Origin of the sequence: Aeromonas bivalvium (assembly GCF_046078285.1) — a bacterium.
Taxonomy (GTDB): Bacteria; Pseudomonadota; Gammaproteobacteria; order Enterobacterales; family Aeromonadaceae; genus Aeromonas; species Aeromonas bivalvium.
In genome coordinates, this window is the sequence record NZ_JBGXBV010000003.1 from 140,389 (window position 1) to 153,835 (window position 13,447).

General features: G+C 66.3%; 14 protein-coding genes. 6 read left to right on the forward strand and 8 right to left on the reverse strand.

The window, feature by feature from the left end:
- Positions 1-260 precede the first annotated feature (260 nt).
- Positions 261-1,526, forward strand: coding sequence for an aromatic amino acid transport family protein (locus tag ACEUCR_RS10075; RefSeq protein WP_408789859.1), 1,266 nt, complete (start codon positions 261-263; stop codon positions 1,524-1,526).
- A gap of 73 nt (positions 1,527-1,599) precedes the next feature.
- On the opposite strand, the gene ACEUCR_RS10080 is transcribed toward ACEUCR_RS10075, so the two are convergent.
- From ACEUCR_RS10080 to metJ, 3 genes are all read right to left on the reverse strand, one after another.
- Positions 1,600-1,938 (reverse strand): tRNA-binding protein, encoded by a 339-nt coding sequence (locus ACEUCR_RS10080; RefSeq protein ID WP_042001013.1) that lies wholly within the window; start codon positions 1,936-1,938, stop codon positions 1,600-1,602.
- A gap of 82 nt (positions 1,939-2,020) precedes the next feature.
- Positions 2,021-2,764 (reverse strand): AraC family transcriptional regulator, encoded by a 744-nt coding sequence (locus tag ACEUCR_RS10085; protein ID WP_408790115.1) that lies wholly within the window; start codon positions 2,762-2,764, stop codon positions 2,021-2,023.
- Between the two features lie 34 nt (positions 2,765-2,798).
- Positions 2,799-3,122: a met regulon transcriptional regulator MetJ gene (gene metJ / locus ACEUCR_RS10090; RefSeq protein WP_042001009.1), complete on the reverse strand. Its 324-nt coding sequence runs from the start codon at positions 3,120-3,122 to the stop codon at positions 2,799-2,801.
- Positions 3,123-3,294: 172 nt separating this feature from the next.
- Between metJ and metB the strand changes: the two genes are divergently transcribed.
- Positions 3,295-4,461 (forward strand): cystathionine gamma-synthase, encoded by a 1,167-nt coding sequence (metB, locus tag ACEUCR_RS10095; protein ID WP_408759910.1) that lies wholly within the window; start codon positions 3,295-3,297, stop codon positions 4,459-4,461.
- The gene (locus tag ACEUCR_RS10100; RefSeq protein ID WP_280136500.1) at positions 4,458-6,959 is read left to right on the forward strand and encodes a bifunctional aspartate kinase/homoserine dehydrogenase II; all 2,502 of its coding nucleotides are present in this window, start codon (positions 4,458-4,460) and stop codon (positions 6,957-6,959) included. The genes metB and ACEUCR_RS10100 overlap by 4 nt, the downstream gene beginning before the upstream one ends.
- A gap of 24 nt (positions 6,960-6,983) precedes the next feature.
- Here ACEUCR_RS10100 and ACEUCR_RS10105 read toward each other — a convergent pair whose 3' ends face one another.
- The 3 genes from ACEUCR_RS10105 to ACEUCR_RS10115 form a co-directional block, all read right to left on the reverse strand.
- Positions 6,984-7,913 (reverse strand): hypothetical protein, encoded by a 930-nt coding sequence (locus ACEUCR_RS10105; protein ID WP_408789863.1) that lies wholly within the window; start codon positions 7,911-7,913, stop codon positions 6,984-6,986.
- 78 nt (positions 7,914-7,991) lie between these two features.
- Positions 7,992-8,681 (reverse strand): LrgB family protein, encoded by a 690-nt coding sequence (locus ACEUCR_RS10110; RefSeq protein WP_042001002.1) that lies wholly within the window; start codon positions 8,679-8,681, stop codon positions 7,992-7,994.
- Positions 8,674-9,069: a CidA/LrgA family protein gene (locus ACEUCR_RS10115; RefSeq protein WP_392442243.1), complete on the reverse strand. Its 396-nt coding sequence runs from the start codon at positions 9,067-9,069 to the stop codon at positions 8,674-8,676. The genes ACEUCR_RS10110 and ACEUCR_RS10115 overlap by 8 nt, the downstream gene beginning before the upstream one ends.
- A gap of 125 nt (positions 9,070-9,194) precedes the next feature.
- On the opposite strand from ACEUCR_RS10115, the gene ACEUCR_RS10120 reads away from it, so the two are divergent.
- The gene (locus tag ACEUCR_RS10120; RefSeq protein WP_408789866.1) at positions 9,195-10,097 is read left to right on the forward strand and encodes a LysR family transcriptional regulator; all 903 of its coding nucleotides are present in this window, start codon (positions 9,195-9,197) and stop codon (positions 10,095-10,097) included.
- Between the two features lie 6 nt (positions 10,098-10,103).
- Here ACEUCR_RS10120 and pdxR read toward each other — a convergent pair whose 3' ends face one another.
- Positions 10,104-11,564 (reverse strand): MocR-like pyridoxine biosynthesis transcription factor PdxR, encoded by a 1,461-nt coding sequence (pdxR, locus tag ACEUCR_RS10125; RefSeq protein ID WP_408789869.1) that lies wholly within the window; start codon positions 11,562-11,564, stop codon positions 10,104-10,106.
- 119 nt (positions 11,565-11,683) lie between these two features.
- Here pdxR and ACEUCR_RS10130 point away from each other — a divergent pair, with 119 nt between their 5' ends.
- Both ACEUCR_RS10130 and ACEUCR_RS10135 read left to right on the forward strand, forming a co-directional pair.
- Positions 11,684-12,121 carry a rhodanese-like domain-containing protein gene (locus tag ACEUCR_RS10130; RefSeq protein ID WP_408789871.1) on the forward strand — a complete coding sequence of 146 codons (438 nt, stop codon included), beginning with the start codon at positions 11,684-11,686 and terminating at the stop codon, positions 12,119-12,121.
- Complete coding sequence (locus tag ACEUCR_RS10135; RefSeq protein WP_408789874.1) at positions 12,111-12,839, forward strand: GNAT family N-acetyltransferase; 729 nt, start codon at positions 12,111-12,113, stop codon at positions 12,837-12,839. Before ACEUCR_RS10130 ends, ACEUCR_RS10135 begins: the two co-directional genes overlap by 11 nt.
- Before the next feature lie 67 nt (positions 12,840-12,906).
- Here the strand turns inward: ACEUCR_RS10135 and ybaK are convergent, their stop codons facing one another.
- Entirely contained in the window at positions 12,907-13,377 is a 471-nt protein-coding gene (ybaK, locus tag ACEUCR_RS10140) for a Cys-tRNA(Pro) deacylase (RefSeq protein ID WP_042000988.1), read from the reverse strand.
- Between the last annotated feature and the right edge of the window lie 70 nt (positions 13,378-13,447).

Consider the following 13,447-nt stretch of genomic DNA (forward strand, 5'->3'; position numbering starts at 1 on the left):
GCCGGCATGTTTTTCATGTAATGCCGGCAACCTCGATTTCCTTGAAATATAAATTTGAAAATTAATTATATTTTGGTTTTATATTTGGCATTTTGGCCGTGATTTGGTTCAACCGAATTCCCCCTCTCCCATCCCCTGCCCAATCTTGCTGGTTGAGACGCGCTTTGCCAGTGGGATCTGCCAATGCCGATTTTTGAGAATTAAATGCTAAAGGAGCACAATTCTTACAGATTTTAATACTGGCTATAAGTGGTTTATTAATGAGTTCATCTGCAGAGATCTCCCGGGAGCTGTCCGGTTCCCCATCCATCACTCGCACCGGCTGGCGCCGTCACGACACCCACTGGGTCATCAGCCTGTTTGGCACCGCCGTCGGCGCCGGCATCCTGTTTCTGCCCATCAACCTGGGTCTGGGGGGCATCTGGCCCCTGGTCATCGTCGCCGTGCTGGCCGGCCCCATGACCTTCCTGGCCCATCGCGGGCTGGCGCGCTTCGTGCTCTCGTCGTCGCGCCCCCACGCCGATTTCACCGAGGTGGCGGAGGAGCACTTCGGCAAGATGGCCGGTCGCCTCATCTCTGTGCTCTATTTCCTCTCCATCTTCCCTATCCTGCTTATCTACGGGGTCGGCCTGACCAACACGGTGGAGAGCTTCATGGTCAACCAGCTCGCCATAGTAGCCCCGAACCGGGTCATGCTATCGGGCATGCTGGTGTTTGCCATGATAGCGGTGATGCTGGCCGGCGAGAGGGCCATGCTGCGGGCGTTCGCCTTCATGGTCTATCCGCTGGCGGTCATTCTGGCGGCCCTCTCCGTCTATCTCATTCCCCAGTGGCACTGGCCGGAAGTGGCCGCGTTCGAGGGGGCCCGCTTTCTCAACACCGTCTGGCTGGCGCTGCCGGTGACCGTGTTTGCCTTCAGCCACGCCGCCGCCATCTCAGGCTTTGCCAACGTGCAGCGGCGGGAATATGGCGAGCTGGCGGAGGCCAGGAGCGGCCTTATTCTGCGCAACACCACGGTGATGCTGGTGGGCTTCGTGCTCTTTTTCGTCTTCTCCTGCGTGCTCAGCCTCTCCCCGGCCCAGCTGGCCGAGGCCAAGGCCCAGAACGTCTCCGTGCTCTCCTATCTTGCCAACATCACAGACAACCCTGTGATCGTGACCCTGGGGCCGCTGATCGCCTTCATCGCCATCAGCTCCTCCTTCCTCGGCCACTTCCTCGGCGCCCGGGAGAGCCTGAAAAGCCTTATTGCCAAGCCCACCGGCCTGTCGCTCGCCAAGGCGGACAAGCTCGGCATTGCCATCATGTTCTTCGCCATCTGGGGGGCGGCTGTGGTCAACCCTGGCATTCTGGGGCTGATGGAGACCCTCTCCGGCCCCGTCATCGCCATGATCCTCTTCATCATGCCGGTGGTGGCCATCTATCGGGTGGAGGCGCTGGCCCGTTTTCGCAAGGGCTGGGCCAACGGCTTCATCCTGTTGACCGGTTCGCTGGCGGTCTCGGCCCTGCTCTTCAGCCTGCTGAAGTAACAGCGGCGCTGCGGCCAGAAAGAGAAGAGGCGACCCCGGGGGGCGCCTCTTCTCTTTCATGGGGCACAGGGCTTCAACCCAGCTTGGCGCCGTTCTCCACCGCCTGCTCCGGGATGGCCATCACCACGGCGCCGTCCGGGCGGTAGAAGCCGGTCAGCAGAAACTCCGACTGAAACGGTCCTATCTGCTTGGCCGGAAAGTTCACCACGGCGACTATCTGGCGCCCCACCAGATCCTCGGGGCGATAGAGATCCGTGATCTGGGCGCTGCTCTTGCGCACGCCCAGTTCGGGGCCAAAATCCGCCCACACCTTGTAGGCGGGCCTGCGCGCCTCGGGGAAGGGTTCGACCCGCACCAGGGTGCCCACCCGGAGCTCCACCATCTCGAATTGCTGCCAGCTTATGGTCTGCATCTTGGCTTCTCCTGTCACACCTTGCATTGGCCCCAGCATGCCTCGACACGGCACTCCCTGTCTTCGGCAAGGAGCCGGATGATTATGGCCGCGGGCCGCTTTGCTGGCGCCAGCGGCTGGGGGTGAGCCCGGTCTCGGCCAGGAAGCGCTCGGCGAAGGCCCCCTGATCCTGATAGCCGCAGCGGCTGGCCACGACGCCGATGGGCAGGGCGGTTTGCGCCAGCAGGGTGCGTGCCAACGCCATGCGTCGCCCCCGAATGTAGTGGGAGACGCTCATGCCGAACTGCTGGCGAAAGGCGTGCTTGAACTGGCTCTGGCCGAGGCAGGCGATGGCGGCGAGCCGCGCGTTGCCAAGGGGCTCGGCGAGGTGGGCCTCGATGTGGCGCTGCACTCTTGTCATGCGCGGGGCCAGGGGAGGAGCCATGCCCTGGCCCTCGGCCAGCAGGCTCAGCCAGATCTGGTCCATGCCCGTCAGATAACGACCCTGGCGCACCATCTGATGGAGGAAGGCGAGGTAGTGGCGCTGGGGCTCGTCCAGGGAGATGAAGGGGCTATCCCCCAGCGCCGCAGGCAGCCAGAGGCTCTCCTGCACCAGAAACGAGAGCGCAGGATCGGCGGCGTAGTCGTGGCGAAGGCCCGGCGCTATGACGCAGGCAGAGCCGGGGGCGAGGCGGCGTCCCTGGCCCTGCACCTCGATCTCGATGGGGCCGTCCAGGGGGATCACCAGCTGGGCATGGTCGTGACTGTGGCTCTGGATGTCGCTCTGGTAGCGGCGCAGGCTGAAGGGGGAGGCGGATAGGGATGACGCGGCACCGGGCCGCGTCATCGAAGGGGAAATGTCATGTGCCATGGGCGCCGGCTCACTCGGCGTCGTAGTCTTCGATCTCTTTGCCCAGGGCCTCCATGATGGCGCGGGCCTCTGCCGGGACGCTGTCCGGATGATCCTTGCGAAGATCGTCGTCGCAGGGCAGCGGCTGACCGGTGAACGCATGGAGAAAGGCCTCGCAGAGCAGTTCGCTGTTGGTCGCATGACGCAGGTTGTTCACCTGGCGACGGGTGCGCTCGTCGGTCAACACCTTCAGCACCTTGAGCGGGATCGAGACGGTAATCTTCTTGACCTGTTCACTCTTCTTACCGTGTTCCGCATAGGGGCTGACGTAGTCGCCGTTCCACTCTGTACCCATGATTCACCTGTTCTCATTTGGCCTTGAGCGCGGATTTTAACCCTTAAGGAAATCAATGGCAATCCAACAGCAAAGCCATTTAGACGTCTAGAAGTGTTGACGGCCTTCTTGGGGTGGCGTAATGTCTCGAACAATGGCGAGAGTGGACTCGCGCAAGGATGAGGAGAGAGAGATGACCCACAAGGCAACCCTGGCGGTGCGCACCGGCATAGAGACAGATACCCAGCATGGCGCCGTGGTGCCCCCCATCTATCTCTCCAGCAACTACACCTTTGCCGACTTCGGCGTGCCCCGTCAATACGATTATGCCCGCTCCGGCAATCCGACCCGTGGCAATCTGGCGGACGCGCTGGCTGCCCTGGAAGGAGGGGCGGGCGCCGTGGTGACCGGCACCGGCATGGGGGCCATCCACCTGGTGACCCAGGCCCTGCTGCAGGCGGGGGATCTGCTGATCGCCCCCCACGACTGTTACGGCGGTACCTGGCGCCTGTTCGAATTTCTGGCCGCCAAGGGCAATTATCGCGTCAAGTTCGTCGATCAGGGGGACGAGCAGGCCCTGGCCACCGCCCTGGCCGAGGGGCCCAGGCTGGTGTGGGTGGAGACCCCCTCCAACCCGCTGCTGCGGGTGGTGGACGTGGCGGCCATCTGCGAGGCTTCCCACGCCGTGGGCGCCCTGGTGGCGGTGGACAACACCTTCCTCTCGCCGCTCTTGCAGCAACCTCTGGCCCTGGGGGCCGATCTGGTGGTCCACTCCACCACCAAGTACATCAATGGTCACTCCGACGTGGTGGGCGGGGTGGCGATCGCCAAGGAGGCCGAGCTGGCCGACAGCCTGCTGTGGTGGGCCAACTGCCTGGGGCTGACCAGCGGGGCCTTCGATTCCTACCTCACCCTGCGCGGCCTGCGCACCCTGGGGCCCCGTCTGCGCACCCATCAGGAGAACACCCAGCACATTCTGGCTTTCCTGCAGACCCAGCCCCTGGTGAAAACCATCTATCACCCCAGCCTGCCCAGCCACCCCGGCCACGAGATAGCCCGTCGCCAGCAGTCCGGCTTCGGCGCCATGCTGAGCTTCGAGCTCGACTGCGACGAGGCGGGGCTGCGGGCCTTCCTCGGCGCCCTCAACTACTTCTCGGTGGCCGAGTCCCTGGGTGGGGTGGAGAGCCTGGTGGCCCATCCGGCCAGCATGACCCACAGGGCCATGAGCGCCGAGGCCCAGCAGGCGGCGGGCATCAGTCCCCAGTTGCTGCGGATCTCGGTGGGCATAGAGCACGGTGAGGATCTGGTGGCGGATCTGGCCCAGGCCCTGGCGGCGGCAGAGCGAGAGGCGGCGAAATGAGTCAGGCCGAGCAGAACGTCCCCTTGAGTGGGCAGGCAGCAGTGAACAACCAGCGAGACAGCGTGAAGGAGGTTGCCGTGACGGCAGGGGTGAAGCATAGACAGGTACACAAATTTGGCGGCAGCAGCCTGGCCGACCCCGTCTGTTATCGCCGGGTGGCGGCCATCGTCGAACAGCAGGGGGATGGCAGCGAGCTGATCGTGGTGTCGGCGGCGGGCAAGACCACCAACCGGCTGATCCAGCTGGTGGAGCTGGCCGAGGCGGGGGACGAGGCGGCCGGTGAAGCCCTTAATGCCCTGCGCGCCTACCAGCAGGGCTTGATCGACGGCCTGCTGGAGGGGGAGCTGCACCAGAGCCTGACCGCCCAGCTCAACGGGGATCTCGGTCGCCTGGGCCAGACCCTGGAGGGGCGCTTCGATCGCTTCGAGCGCAACGGCCTGCTCGCCTTCGGGGAAGTCTGGTCGGCGCGCCTGCTGGCCGCCCTGCTCACCAGCCGGGGCGAGCCCGCCATCTGGCTCGATGCCCGCAGCTTCCTGCGCGCCGAGGATGGCGCCCTGGTCAAGGTGGACGAGGCCCTCTCCAGCGAGCTGCTCAAGGCCCGTCTGGCCGAGCATGACGGTCGCATCGTGGTGACCGGCTTCATCGCCGCCGACATGGAGGGACGCTCCCTGCTGCTCGGGCGCAACGGCTCCGACTACAGCGCCAGCCTCCTGGCCCTGCTGGCAGACGGCGAGTCCACCACCATCTGGAGCGACGTGGCCGGGGTCTACAGCGCGGATCCGCGCCGGGTGAAGGAGGCGCGCCTGCTGGAGCGCCTGAGCCTGGCCGAGGCCAACGAGCTGGCCCGCCTGGGCTCCTCCGTGCTCCATTCCCGCACCCTGCAACCGGTGGCCGACAGCCGCCAGCGCCTTACCCTGCGCTGCAGCTACAACCCGGACGAAGGCTGCACCCATATCCTGCGCCGTGCGCCTCGCAGCAACGGGGCCCGTATCGTCAGCTCCGTGGATCAGATAGCCCTGATCGAACTCAAGGTGCTGGCCCAGGGGGACTTCGACCAGGCGGTCAAGACCATAGAGGCTCACCTGGCACGCCATCGCCTGAGCCCCCTCACCCTGCAACGTCAGCCGGACCGGCGGGTGCTGCGCCTCGCTTACACCCTGGAGGTGGCGGTCGGCGCCTATGATCTGCTGCGGGATTTCCAGCTGCAAGGCAACTTCACCGGCCTGATCCAGAAGGAGGGTTACAGCCTGGTGGCCCTGGTGGGGGCCGGGGTGACCGACAACGCCGAGCAGTGCCACCGTTTCTACCAGCTGCTGTCGGATCAGCCCCAGGAGTTCGTCCAGGTGGCCAGAGACGGCCTGAGCCTGGTGGCCGTGCTGCGTCAGGTGGTGCTCGAGCCCCTGCTCATCGCCCTGCACAGCGCCCTGTTCAGCCGCCCGACCCGGGTCGGTCTGGTGCTGTTTGGCAAGGGCAACATCGGCAGCCAGTGGCTCGCTCTCTATGGCCGCGAGCAGGCCCGCCTCGAGCGCGAGCTGAACGTGGCGCTCACCCTGTACGGGGTGTTCAACTCCCAGGGGGGCCTGTTGGACGAGGAGGGGCTGGATCCCATCAAGGTGCAGAAGCACTTCGAGCCCAGCCCCCTCATCTGGCCCGAGCTGCTGACCCAGCTGGAGCAGCACAGTTTTGACTCCCTGATCGCGCTCGATCTGACCGCCAGCGAGACGGTGAGCCGCTACTACCCCGATTTCGCCCAGCTCGGCTGCCACATCATCGCCGCCAACAAGTTCGCCGGCGCCGCCGAGAGCGAGTTCTACCAGCGCATCAAGCAGGCGTGCCGCGACCATCAGGTGCAGTGGCGCTACAACGCCACCGTGGGGGCAGGCCTGCCGATCCAGTCCAGCATCCAGATGCTGCGCCAGAGCGGCGACCCCGTCCAGGGGGTCTCGGGGATCTTCTCCGGTACCCTCTCCTGGCTGTTCCAGCAGTATGACGGCAGCCGCCCCTTCTCCGAGCTGGTGGACGCAGCCTGGCAGCAGGGATTGACCGAACCGGATCCCCGGGAGGATCTCTCCGGCCAGGATGTGCGCAGGAAGCTGCTGATCCTGGCGCGGGAAGCGGGCTTCGAGCTGGACTCCGCCGACATAGAGCTGGAGAATCTGGTGCCCCATGCCCTGCGTCCGCTGTCGGTGGAGGGCTTCATGGACAAGCTGGGCGAGCTCGACGGCCCCATCCAGTCCGCCTTCGAGGGGGCGCGCCGGGTCGGCAAGGTGCTGCGCTACGTGGCCCGCATCGAGCGGGGAGGCAAGGCCCGCGTCGGCCTGGAGGCGCTGGAGCCTCACCACCCCTTCGCGAACCTCTTGCCCTGCGACAATGTGTTCGCCATCGAGAGCGACAATTACCGCACCAATCCCCTGGTCATCCAGGGGCCGGGGGCGGGACGTGAGGTGACCGCCGGGGCCATCCAGTACGATCTGTGGCAGATCTGCGCCGCGCTGTGAGGCCGGGCAAACAAAAAGGGCGCCTTATGGCGCCTTTTTTTGTTCCTGATTTCCGGGAGGCGAGTCAGCCTCCTCCCCGAGCCGCCGATGGAAGTAGGCCTGATAGTCGAAGTCGATCCCCTCGAGATAGGGGTTGTCGAGCACCAGGACATGGCGCCGCTGGGGCTGCACCAGATCCAGGGCGGGCTGGAAGTGCTGGCGCCAGAGGTGCTGCAAGGAGCCCTTGCGCCAGGCACGCTCCAGCCCTGTCTGTACCCGGGTGAGGGCGGCGCCGTTGGCCTCGTGGCTGTAGAAGAGGTGGGGATTGGGGTAGGAGAGGGCAATCTGGCTGTCCAGGGCCAGACCCGGCATGGCCTGGCGCCGTTGCCACTCCTGATACACCTCTCCCGCCCCCCGGCAGAAGAGGTCGGCCCGTCCCCTGGCCACCAGTCTGAACAGGCGCTCGTAGTCGTCTACCTCCTGCACCTGCATGCCGGCGTGCCTGAGCACCAGGGCGTCCTGCCAGCCCCGGCCCTGCACCTGACGAAAGGTGCGCAGCGCCGCCAGGGTGCGGACCTGGGAAAAGTCGGCCTGGCGCCCCTCGTTGACGAAGCAGACCCGGTAGCTGAGCATGCCCAGGGTGATGGGGAAGCGAACATGACCGAGGTGGGGGCGTTTGCTTGGGCTGAGCCAGGCGTGGGAGGCGATCAGGTTGGGGTAGCTGTTCTGCGCCAGCTGCTGGAGCAGCCGGACCCGGTTCATGGGGGGCGCCAGCGCCAGCTGGTACTCCCCGAAGTCGACCCGGGTCTCCTCCAGCGCCAGGCGCAGCAGATCCTGCTCGTAGCGGGTGCGCTGATCCTGGGGGCTCTCGGGGCTGACATGGGTGAAGAGAGTGGCGGCTCCGGCCCGGGGGGTGGCCAGCCAGAGGGTGCACAGCAGTGCCAGATACCCTGCCCGCCTGTTGATTGAGGTCATATCGCTTCCTGAGCCGTTCGCATGATCCCAGTGTAACCGGACAGGAGGCCGGGATCAGCTGGCGAGATCAGGGCATGTTCACCACAGCAGCTGGCCGAGCAGGGGGGCGAGCAGCACAGTCACCATGCCGGCGATCATCATCACCATGCTGGCGACCACACCTTCCTCCTTGCCCATCTGATAGGCCCGGGCCGTGCCCGCCCCGTGGGCCGAGGCGCCAAAGCCCGCCCCCTTGCCGAGCCGGCTGCGGATGGCGAGGCGGCGCAGCACGCGCTCCCCCACCGCCATGCCGATCACCCCGGTCAGCACCACGAACAGGGCGGTCAGATCGCTCTGGCCCCCGACGCTCCTGCTCGCCTCCACCGCAAACGGCGTGGTGATGGAGCGCATGGCGAGGCTGCGTTGCAGCAGATCCGACAGGCCGAACCAGCGGGCCAGCAGCACCGAACTGCCCACCGCCATGACCACGGAGGCGAGCACCCCGAGGGAGAGGGACAGCCAGTGCTTGCGCATCAGGGCCCGGTTCTCGTAGACGGGGATGGCGAAGGCGACCGTGGCCGGGCCCAGCAGCCAGAGCAGCCAGTGACTGTCGGCCATGTAGGCCTCGTAGGGGATGTGGCAGAGCAGCACCAGGGCGACCAGCAGGGCCGGGGCCAGCAGCAGCGGCATCAGCGGCAGTATCTGCACCCGGCGATAGAGCCACTTGCTGAGGTAGTAGAACAGCAGGGTGAGCGCCAGGCAGAGCAGGCTCAAGGCTTGGCTAGTCATGGCGGCGATGCCTGCGGGCCAGCTTCAACTCGAGCCGATAGACCCTGTCCACCACCAGGGCCGTGGTGGCGAGCACCAGCACGGTACTGAGCCCGATCACCAGCAGGATCCGCACCCCCTGATGGAGCATCAGGTCCTGATAGTTGACCACGGCCACCACGGCGGGCACGAAGAACAGCAGCATCTCCGCCAGCAGCCAGCGGGATCCCGCGCTGAACCAGCGGGTCTTGACCACCCCGAGCAGGATCAGGGCGAGCAGGGCCAGCATGCCGGTGAGGTTGGCGGGCAGAGGCAGGTGGAACAGGCGCACGGCGCCATCGGCCAGCCACCAGATGGCGGCCAGCAGGGCGACCTGCAAGGGGGTGAGAAACCAGGAGGGCAGTGACATGGAGGCAGGCCGGTTGCTGAGACTGGCACCAGTGTAGCGCCGGGGTAAACCTGCAAAAAATGAATTTAAATTATCAAAATCATGCCAAATTGGCATGATATGACCCCCATCAGCGGAGAGAGTCCATGGATATCCGAGCCCTGCGTTACTTCGTCGAGCTGGTGCGCGAGCAGAGTTTCACCCGCGCCTCCGAGAAGCTGTTCGTCACCCAGCCCACCATCAGCAAGATGATCCGCAACCTGGAAGAGGAGCTGGGCCAGCCCCTGCTCAGCCGGGCGGGTCGCCGCTTCACCCTGACCGACGGGGGCCGGGTGCTGTTCGCCCGGAGCCAGGAGATACTGGCCCAGATGCAGCAGCTGGAGACGGAGCTGACGGACTTGCAGAGCCTCAAGGGAGGGCGGCTGGCCCTGGGCATGCCCCCCATGGTGGGCCACGTCTATGCGGATCTCATTCGCCGCTATCGCAGTCGCTACCCCGCCATCGAGCTCTCCATCGTCGAATATGGCGGTCGGCGCATCGAGCAGGCGGTGCTGGAGGGGGAGCTGGATCTCGCCATCACCATGCTGCCGGCCCGGGAGATGGCCGAGCTGGAGAGCCTGGATCTCGACTGCTACCCGATCCAGCTGGTGCTGCCCGCCGAGCCCCGCTGGCGCGAGCGGGCCTGCGTGCGCCTCGCGGATCTGCGGGACGAGCCCTTGCTGCTCTACACCCAGGCCTTCACCCTGAGCGAGCGCATTGAACAGGCCTGCCTCGCCGAGGGCTTCACCCCCCAGGTGGCGGCGCGCAGCAGCCAGTGGGATTTTCTCACCGCCATGGTGCGCAGCGGCATGGGGGTCGCCTTTCTGCCCGAGCCCGTCTGTCGCCGCCTGACTCAGGATGGCCTGATCCTGCGTCCCCTGTTACCTGAGATGAGCTGGCGGCTCGGGGTGATCTGGCCGAAGGGTCGCTACCTCTCCCGCAGTGCCGAGGCCTGGCTGGCCCTTTGCCGCGCGCGTCAGGAGACGGCTCCGACCGCGCCTCCTGGCTGAGCCCCGTCATTCGGCGCCTGGGCCCATCAGCCTGCCCAGGGCGCGGCATAGCTGGCGCAGGCTGGCGTTGTCGAGCGCCCCATAGCCGAGCAGCCAGCCTTCGTGGCGGGAACATGGCGGCGCCGCGTCTGGCGGGGTCAGGTAGAAGTCGCTCAAGGGGCGCAGCCCCAGCCCCTGGCGATTGGCCGGCACCGTCCAGCGCGCCTCCTCCCCCGGGGGGAGCAGGGCGCACAGCTGCAAGCCGGCGCCGGTATGGATGGGGGTGAGGGTCGGACACTGGCTGGCCAGTGTCTCCACCAGCAGGTCGCGGCGGCTGCGATAGAGGGGGCGCATCTGGCGCAGGTGGGCGGCGAAGTGTCCCCCCTGGATGAAGTCGGCCGTCACCCCCTGCAACAGCTGGTTGCTGTGGCCGTCGACGGCGGCGCGGGCCTGGCAGAAGGGCGTCATCAGGGCATGGGGCAGCACCAGGTAGGCGAGGCGAAGGGAGCCGAAAAGCACCTTGCTGAAGGTGCCTACGTAGAGCACCCGCCCCTGGCTGTCCAGCCCCTGCAGGGCGGGGAGTGGACGCTGGTCATACTGGAACTCGCCGTCATAGTCGTCCTCTATGATCCAGGCGTTGTGGCGCGCCGCCTCGGCCAGCAGCGTCATCCGCCTTGGCAGGCTCATGGCCATGCCGAGGGGATACTGGTGGGAAGGGGTGCAGTAGATGAGCCTGGGGGCGGGCAAGGATCCGACCGGATTGAGCCCCTCCTCGTCCACGGGCACGGGATGCACTTTGGCCCCGGCGCTTACCATGGCGCTGCGGGCCCCGGGGTAGCCAGGCTCCTCCAGCCAGACGCAGTCCCCCGGATCCGTCAGCAGCTGGGCGGCGAGCTGTATCCCCTGCTGGGAGCTGGTGAGGATCAGGATCTGTTCCGGATCGCAGTTGACCCCTCGCGACTGCATCAGATAACCGGCGATGGCCTCGCGCAGGGCCGGCAGTCCCTGGGGATCGCCGTAGCGCATCAGCCGCTCCCCCTCCCGGCGCCAGCGCTGTTGCAACAGCTTGCCCCACAGCTCGCCGGGGAAGGCGAGAGCATCGGCCTGACCCGCACCGAAATTGGGCCCGGGGTTGACCTCCTCGCGGCAGCTGCCGCTGGCCTGCATGGCCTCGCCGCGCCGGGAGAGTGCGCGCGCCGCCCTGAGCGGGGCGGCCCTGGGGGGCGTCTGGCGCGGCGCTATGGCGACGAAGCTGCCAGCCCCCACCTTGCGCACCAGATAGCCCTCGGCCTCGAGCCTGGCGTAGGCCAGTTCCACTGTGCTGCGGGACAGGGCGAGATCCCGCGCCAAGGCCCGGCTGGCGGGCAAGCGGCTGTGCTGGGGCAGTTGGCCGGCCAGGATGGCGGTGCGCAGGGCGCGTACCAGCTGCTCGTGCAGCGGCAGATCCCCCTGTTGCAGGTCGGCGAACAGGGTCGGCAGGGCGGGCATGGCGGACTCCGGGTGATGAATTGGTCTGGCCTGATTGCCATAATTGGCTATCTTGGCAGGGCCATTATGGCGCTAGATTAGGGTCATTGACCACCCGCATCATGCAGAAGGAGATAACCATGAGTGCCGTTCTTGCCACCGGATTGGCCAGCCCCCAGGCTGCCGTCAGCTTTTTTACCGACCAGCTCGCCTATCGCACCGACCCGGCCGACCTCGCCGCCGACCTGCTGGCGGGGGAGACCGCCATCGTCGTCATCGACACCCGCTCCCCGGCGCACTACAGGGAGGCCCATATTCCCGGCGCCCTCTCCTTTCCTCACCGCACCATGGACGCGGCCAGCACGGCCTCCCTGGATCGGGAACTTGTCTATGTCTGCTACTGCGATGGCATCGGCTGCAACGGCTCGACCCGAGGCGCCCTGAAACTGGCGGCCCTGGGCTTCAAGGTGAAGGAGCTGATCGGCGGGTTGCACTGGTGGCGCCAGGATGGCTTTGCCGTCGCCACCGGGGAGGTCCCGGGTCGCCTGCTGACAGGGGGGAGCGACTGTGGCTGCTGAGGTGGAGATAAACGGCTTCGGTCAGGCGATAGGCGCCAAGCTGGCACATTGGGCGGGGGCCGAATTCCCCCCCCATCAGGTCATGAGTGGTTGGGGCTGCCGCCTGGAGCCCCTCGATCCCGCGCGCCACACTCCCTCGCTCTGGCAGGCCTTTGCCGCCGATGATGGCGCCATGTGGACCTATCTCACCAGCGGCCCCTTCGCGGACGAGCCAGCCATGCTGGTCTGGTTGCAGCAGTGCGCCGCCAAGGGGGATCCCCAGTTCTACACGATCGTCGATGAGGCAAGCGGCCGGGCGCTGGGGCTGGCCAGCTATCTGCGCATCGACCCCCAGGCGGGCAGCATGGAGGTGGGCTGGCTGCACTTTTCTCCCGCCATGCAGCGCACCCGCCTCTCCACGGCGGCCATGGCGCTGATGATGGCGCGGGCTTTCGCCCTGGGGTATCGCCGCTACGAGTGGAAGTGCAACGCGCTCAACCAGCCATCCCGTCAGGCGGCGCTGCGGCTGGGGTTCAACTATGAGGGAACCTTCCGTCAGGCCAGGGTGGACAAGGGGCGCAACCGGGATACCGCCTGGTTCTCCGTGCTTGACGGCGAGTGGCCCGCCTTGAAGGCGTGCTTCGAGCGCTGGCTGGCGGATGAGAACTTCGATAGGCAGGGGCGTCAGTTGTTGCGCCTCTCCGAACTCACAGCCCCTTGCCGTGTCAACGGCGATTAGACAGGCCTCGTGGGTCGACGCCATCAAAGCAGGAGAGGCCCCGGATGCGGGGCCTCTTTCATGGCCTCTATTCGTGGGGCTCGCCTATGGGGGCAGCAATCCAGTTCATCAGGCGTACCATGTCTGCCGGTGCCACCCCGACCGAGAGGCCGCGTTTGCCGCCGCTCACCAGGATCTCGTCAAATTGCAGGGCGGAGTCGTCCAGCACGGTCGGCAGTGGCTTCTTCTGGGCCAGGGGGCTGATGCCCCCCACCTTGTAGCCGGTCAGCTTCTCGGCATCGGCCGGTTTCATCATCTCCACCTTCTTGAGCCCGGTGGCCCTGGCGAGCTGCTTGAGGCTGCACATGCCGGAGGAGGGCACTATGGCCACCACCGCCTGCTTGTCGTGATGGGCGAGCAGGGTCTTGAACACCTGGGCCTCTGGCAGGCCGAGCTGGGCCGCGGCATGTTTGCCGAAGTCGTCGTGGGCATCGCACTCGTAGGGGTAGAGCCTGTGGGGGATCTTGAGCTTTTTCAGCAGGTTGATTGCGGGGGTCATAGGGATTCCTTGAATCGCGGCAAGGACAAGGAGTGTGCGCTCAGGGGCCTGGCCTGGCAAGTGGTCGTGG

Coding starts and splice junctions, on each gene's coding strand:
- ACEUCR_RS10120 (WP_408789866.1), top strand. CDS start 9,195: ATGGATATCCGAGCCCTGCGTTACTTCGTCGAGCTGGTGCGCGAGCAG.
- metJ (WP_042001009.1), bottom strand. CDS start 3,122: ATGGGTACAGAGTGGAACGGCGACTACGTCAGCCCCTATGCGGAACAC.
- ACEUCR_RS10130 (WP_408789871.1), top strand. CDS start 11,684: ATGAGTGCCGTTCTTGCCACCGGATTGGCCAGCCCCCAGGCTGCCGTC.
- ACEUCR_RS10085 (WP_408790115.1), bottom strand. CDS start 2,764: ATGACGCGGCCCGGTGCCGCGTCATCCCTATCCGCCTCCCCCTTCAGC.
- ACEUCR_RS10115 (WP_392442243.1), bottom strand. CDS start 9,069: ATGTCACTGCCCTCCTGGTTTCTCACCCCCTTGCAGGTCGCCCTGCTG.
- ACEUCR_RS10100 (WP_280136500.1), top strand. CDS start 4,458: ATGAGTCAGGCCGAGCAGAACGTCCCCTTGAGTGGGCAGGCAGCAGTG.
- ACEUCR_RS10075 (WP_408789859.1), top strand. CDS start 261: ATGAGTTCATCTGCAGAGATCTCCCGGGAGCTGTCCGGTTCCCCATCC.
- pdxR (WP_408789869.1), bottom strand. CDS start 11,564: ATGCCCGCCCTGCCGACCCTGTTCGCCGACCTGCAACAGGGGGATCTG.
- metB (WP_408759910.1), top strand. CDS start 3,295: ATGACCCACAAGGCAACCCTGGCGGTGCGCACCGGCATAGAGACAGAT.
- ybaK (WP_042000988.1), bottom strand. CDS start 13,377: ATGACCCCCGCAATCAACCTGCTGAAAAAGCTCAAGATCCCCCACAGG.
- ACEUCR_RS10080 (WP_042001013.1), bottom strand. CDS start 1,938: ATGCAGACCATAAGCTGGCAGCAATTCGAGATGGTGGAGCTCCGGGTG.
- ACEUCR_RS10105 (WP_408789863.1), bottom strand. CDS start 7,913: ATGACCTCAATCAACAGGCGGGCAGGGTATCTGGCACTGCTGTGCACC.
- ACEUCR_RS10110 (WP_042001002.1), bottom strand. CDS start 8,681: ATGACTAGCCAAGCCTTGAGCCTGCTCTGCCTGGCGCTCACCCTGCTG.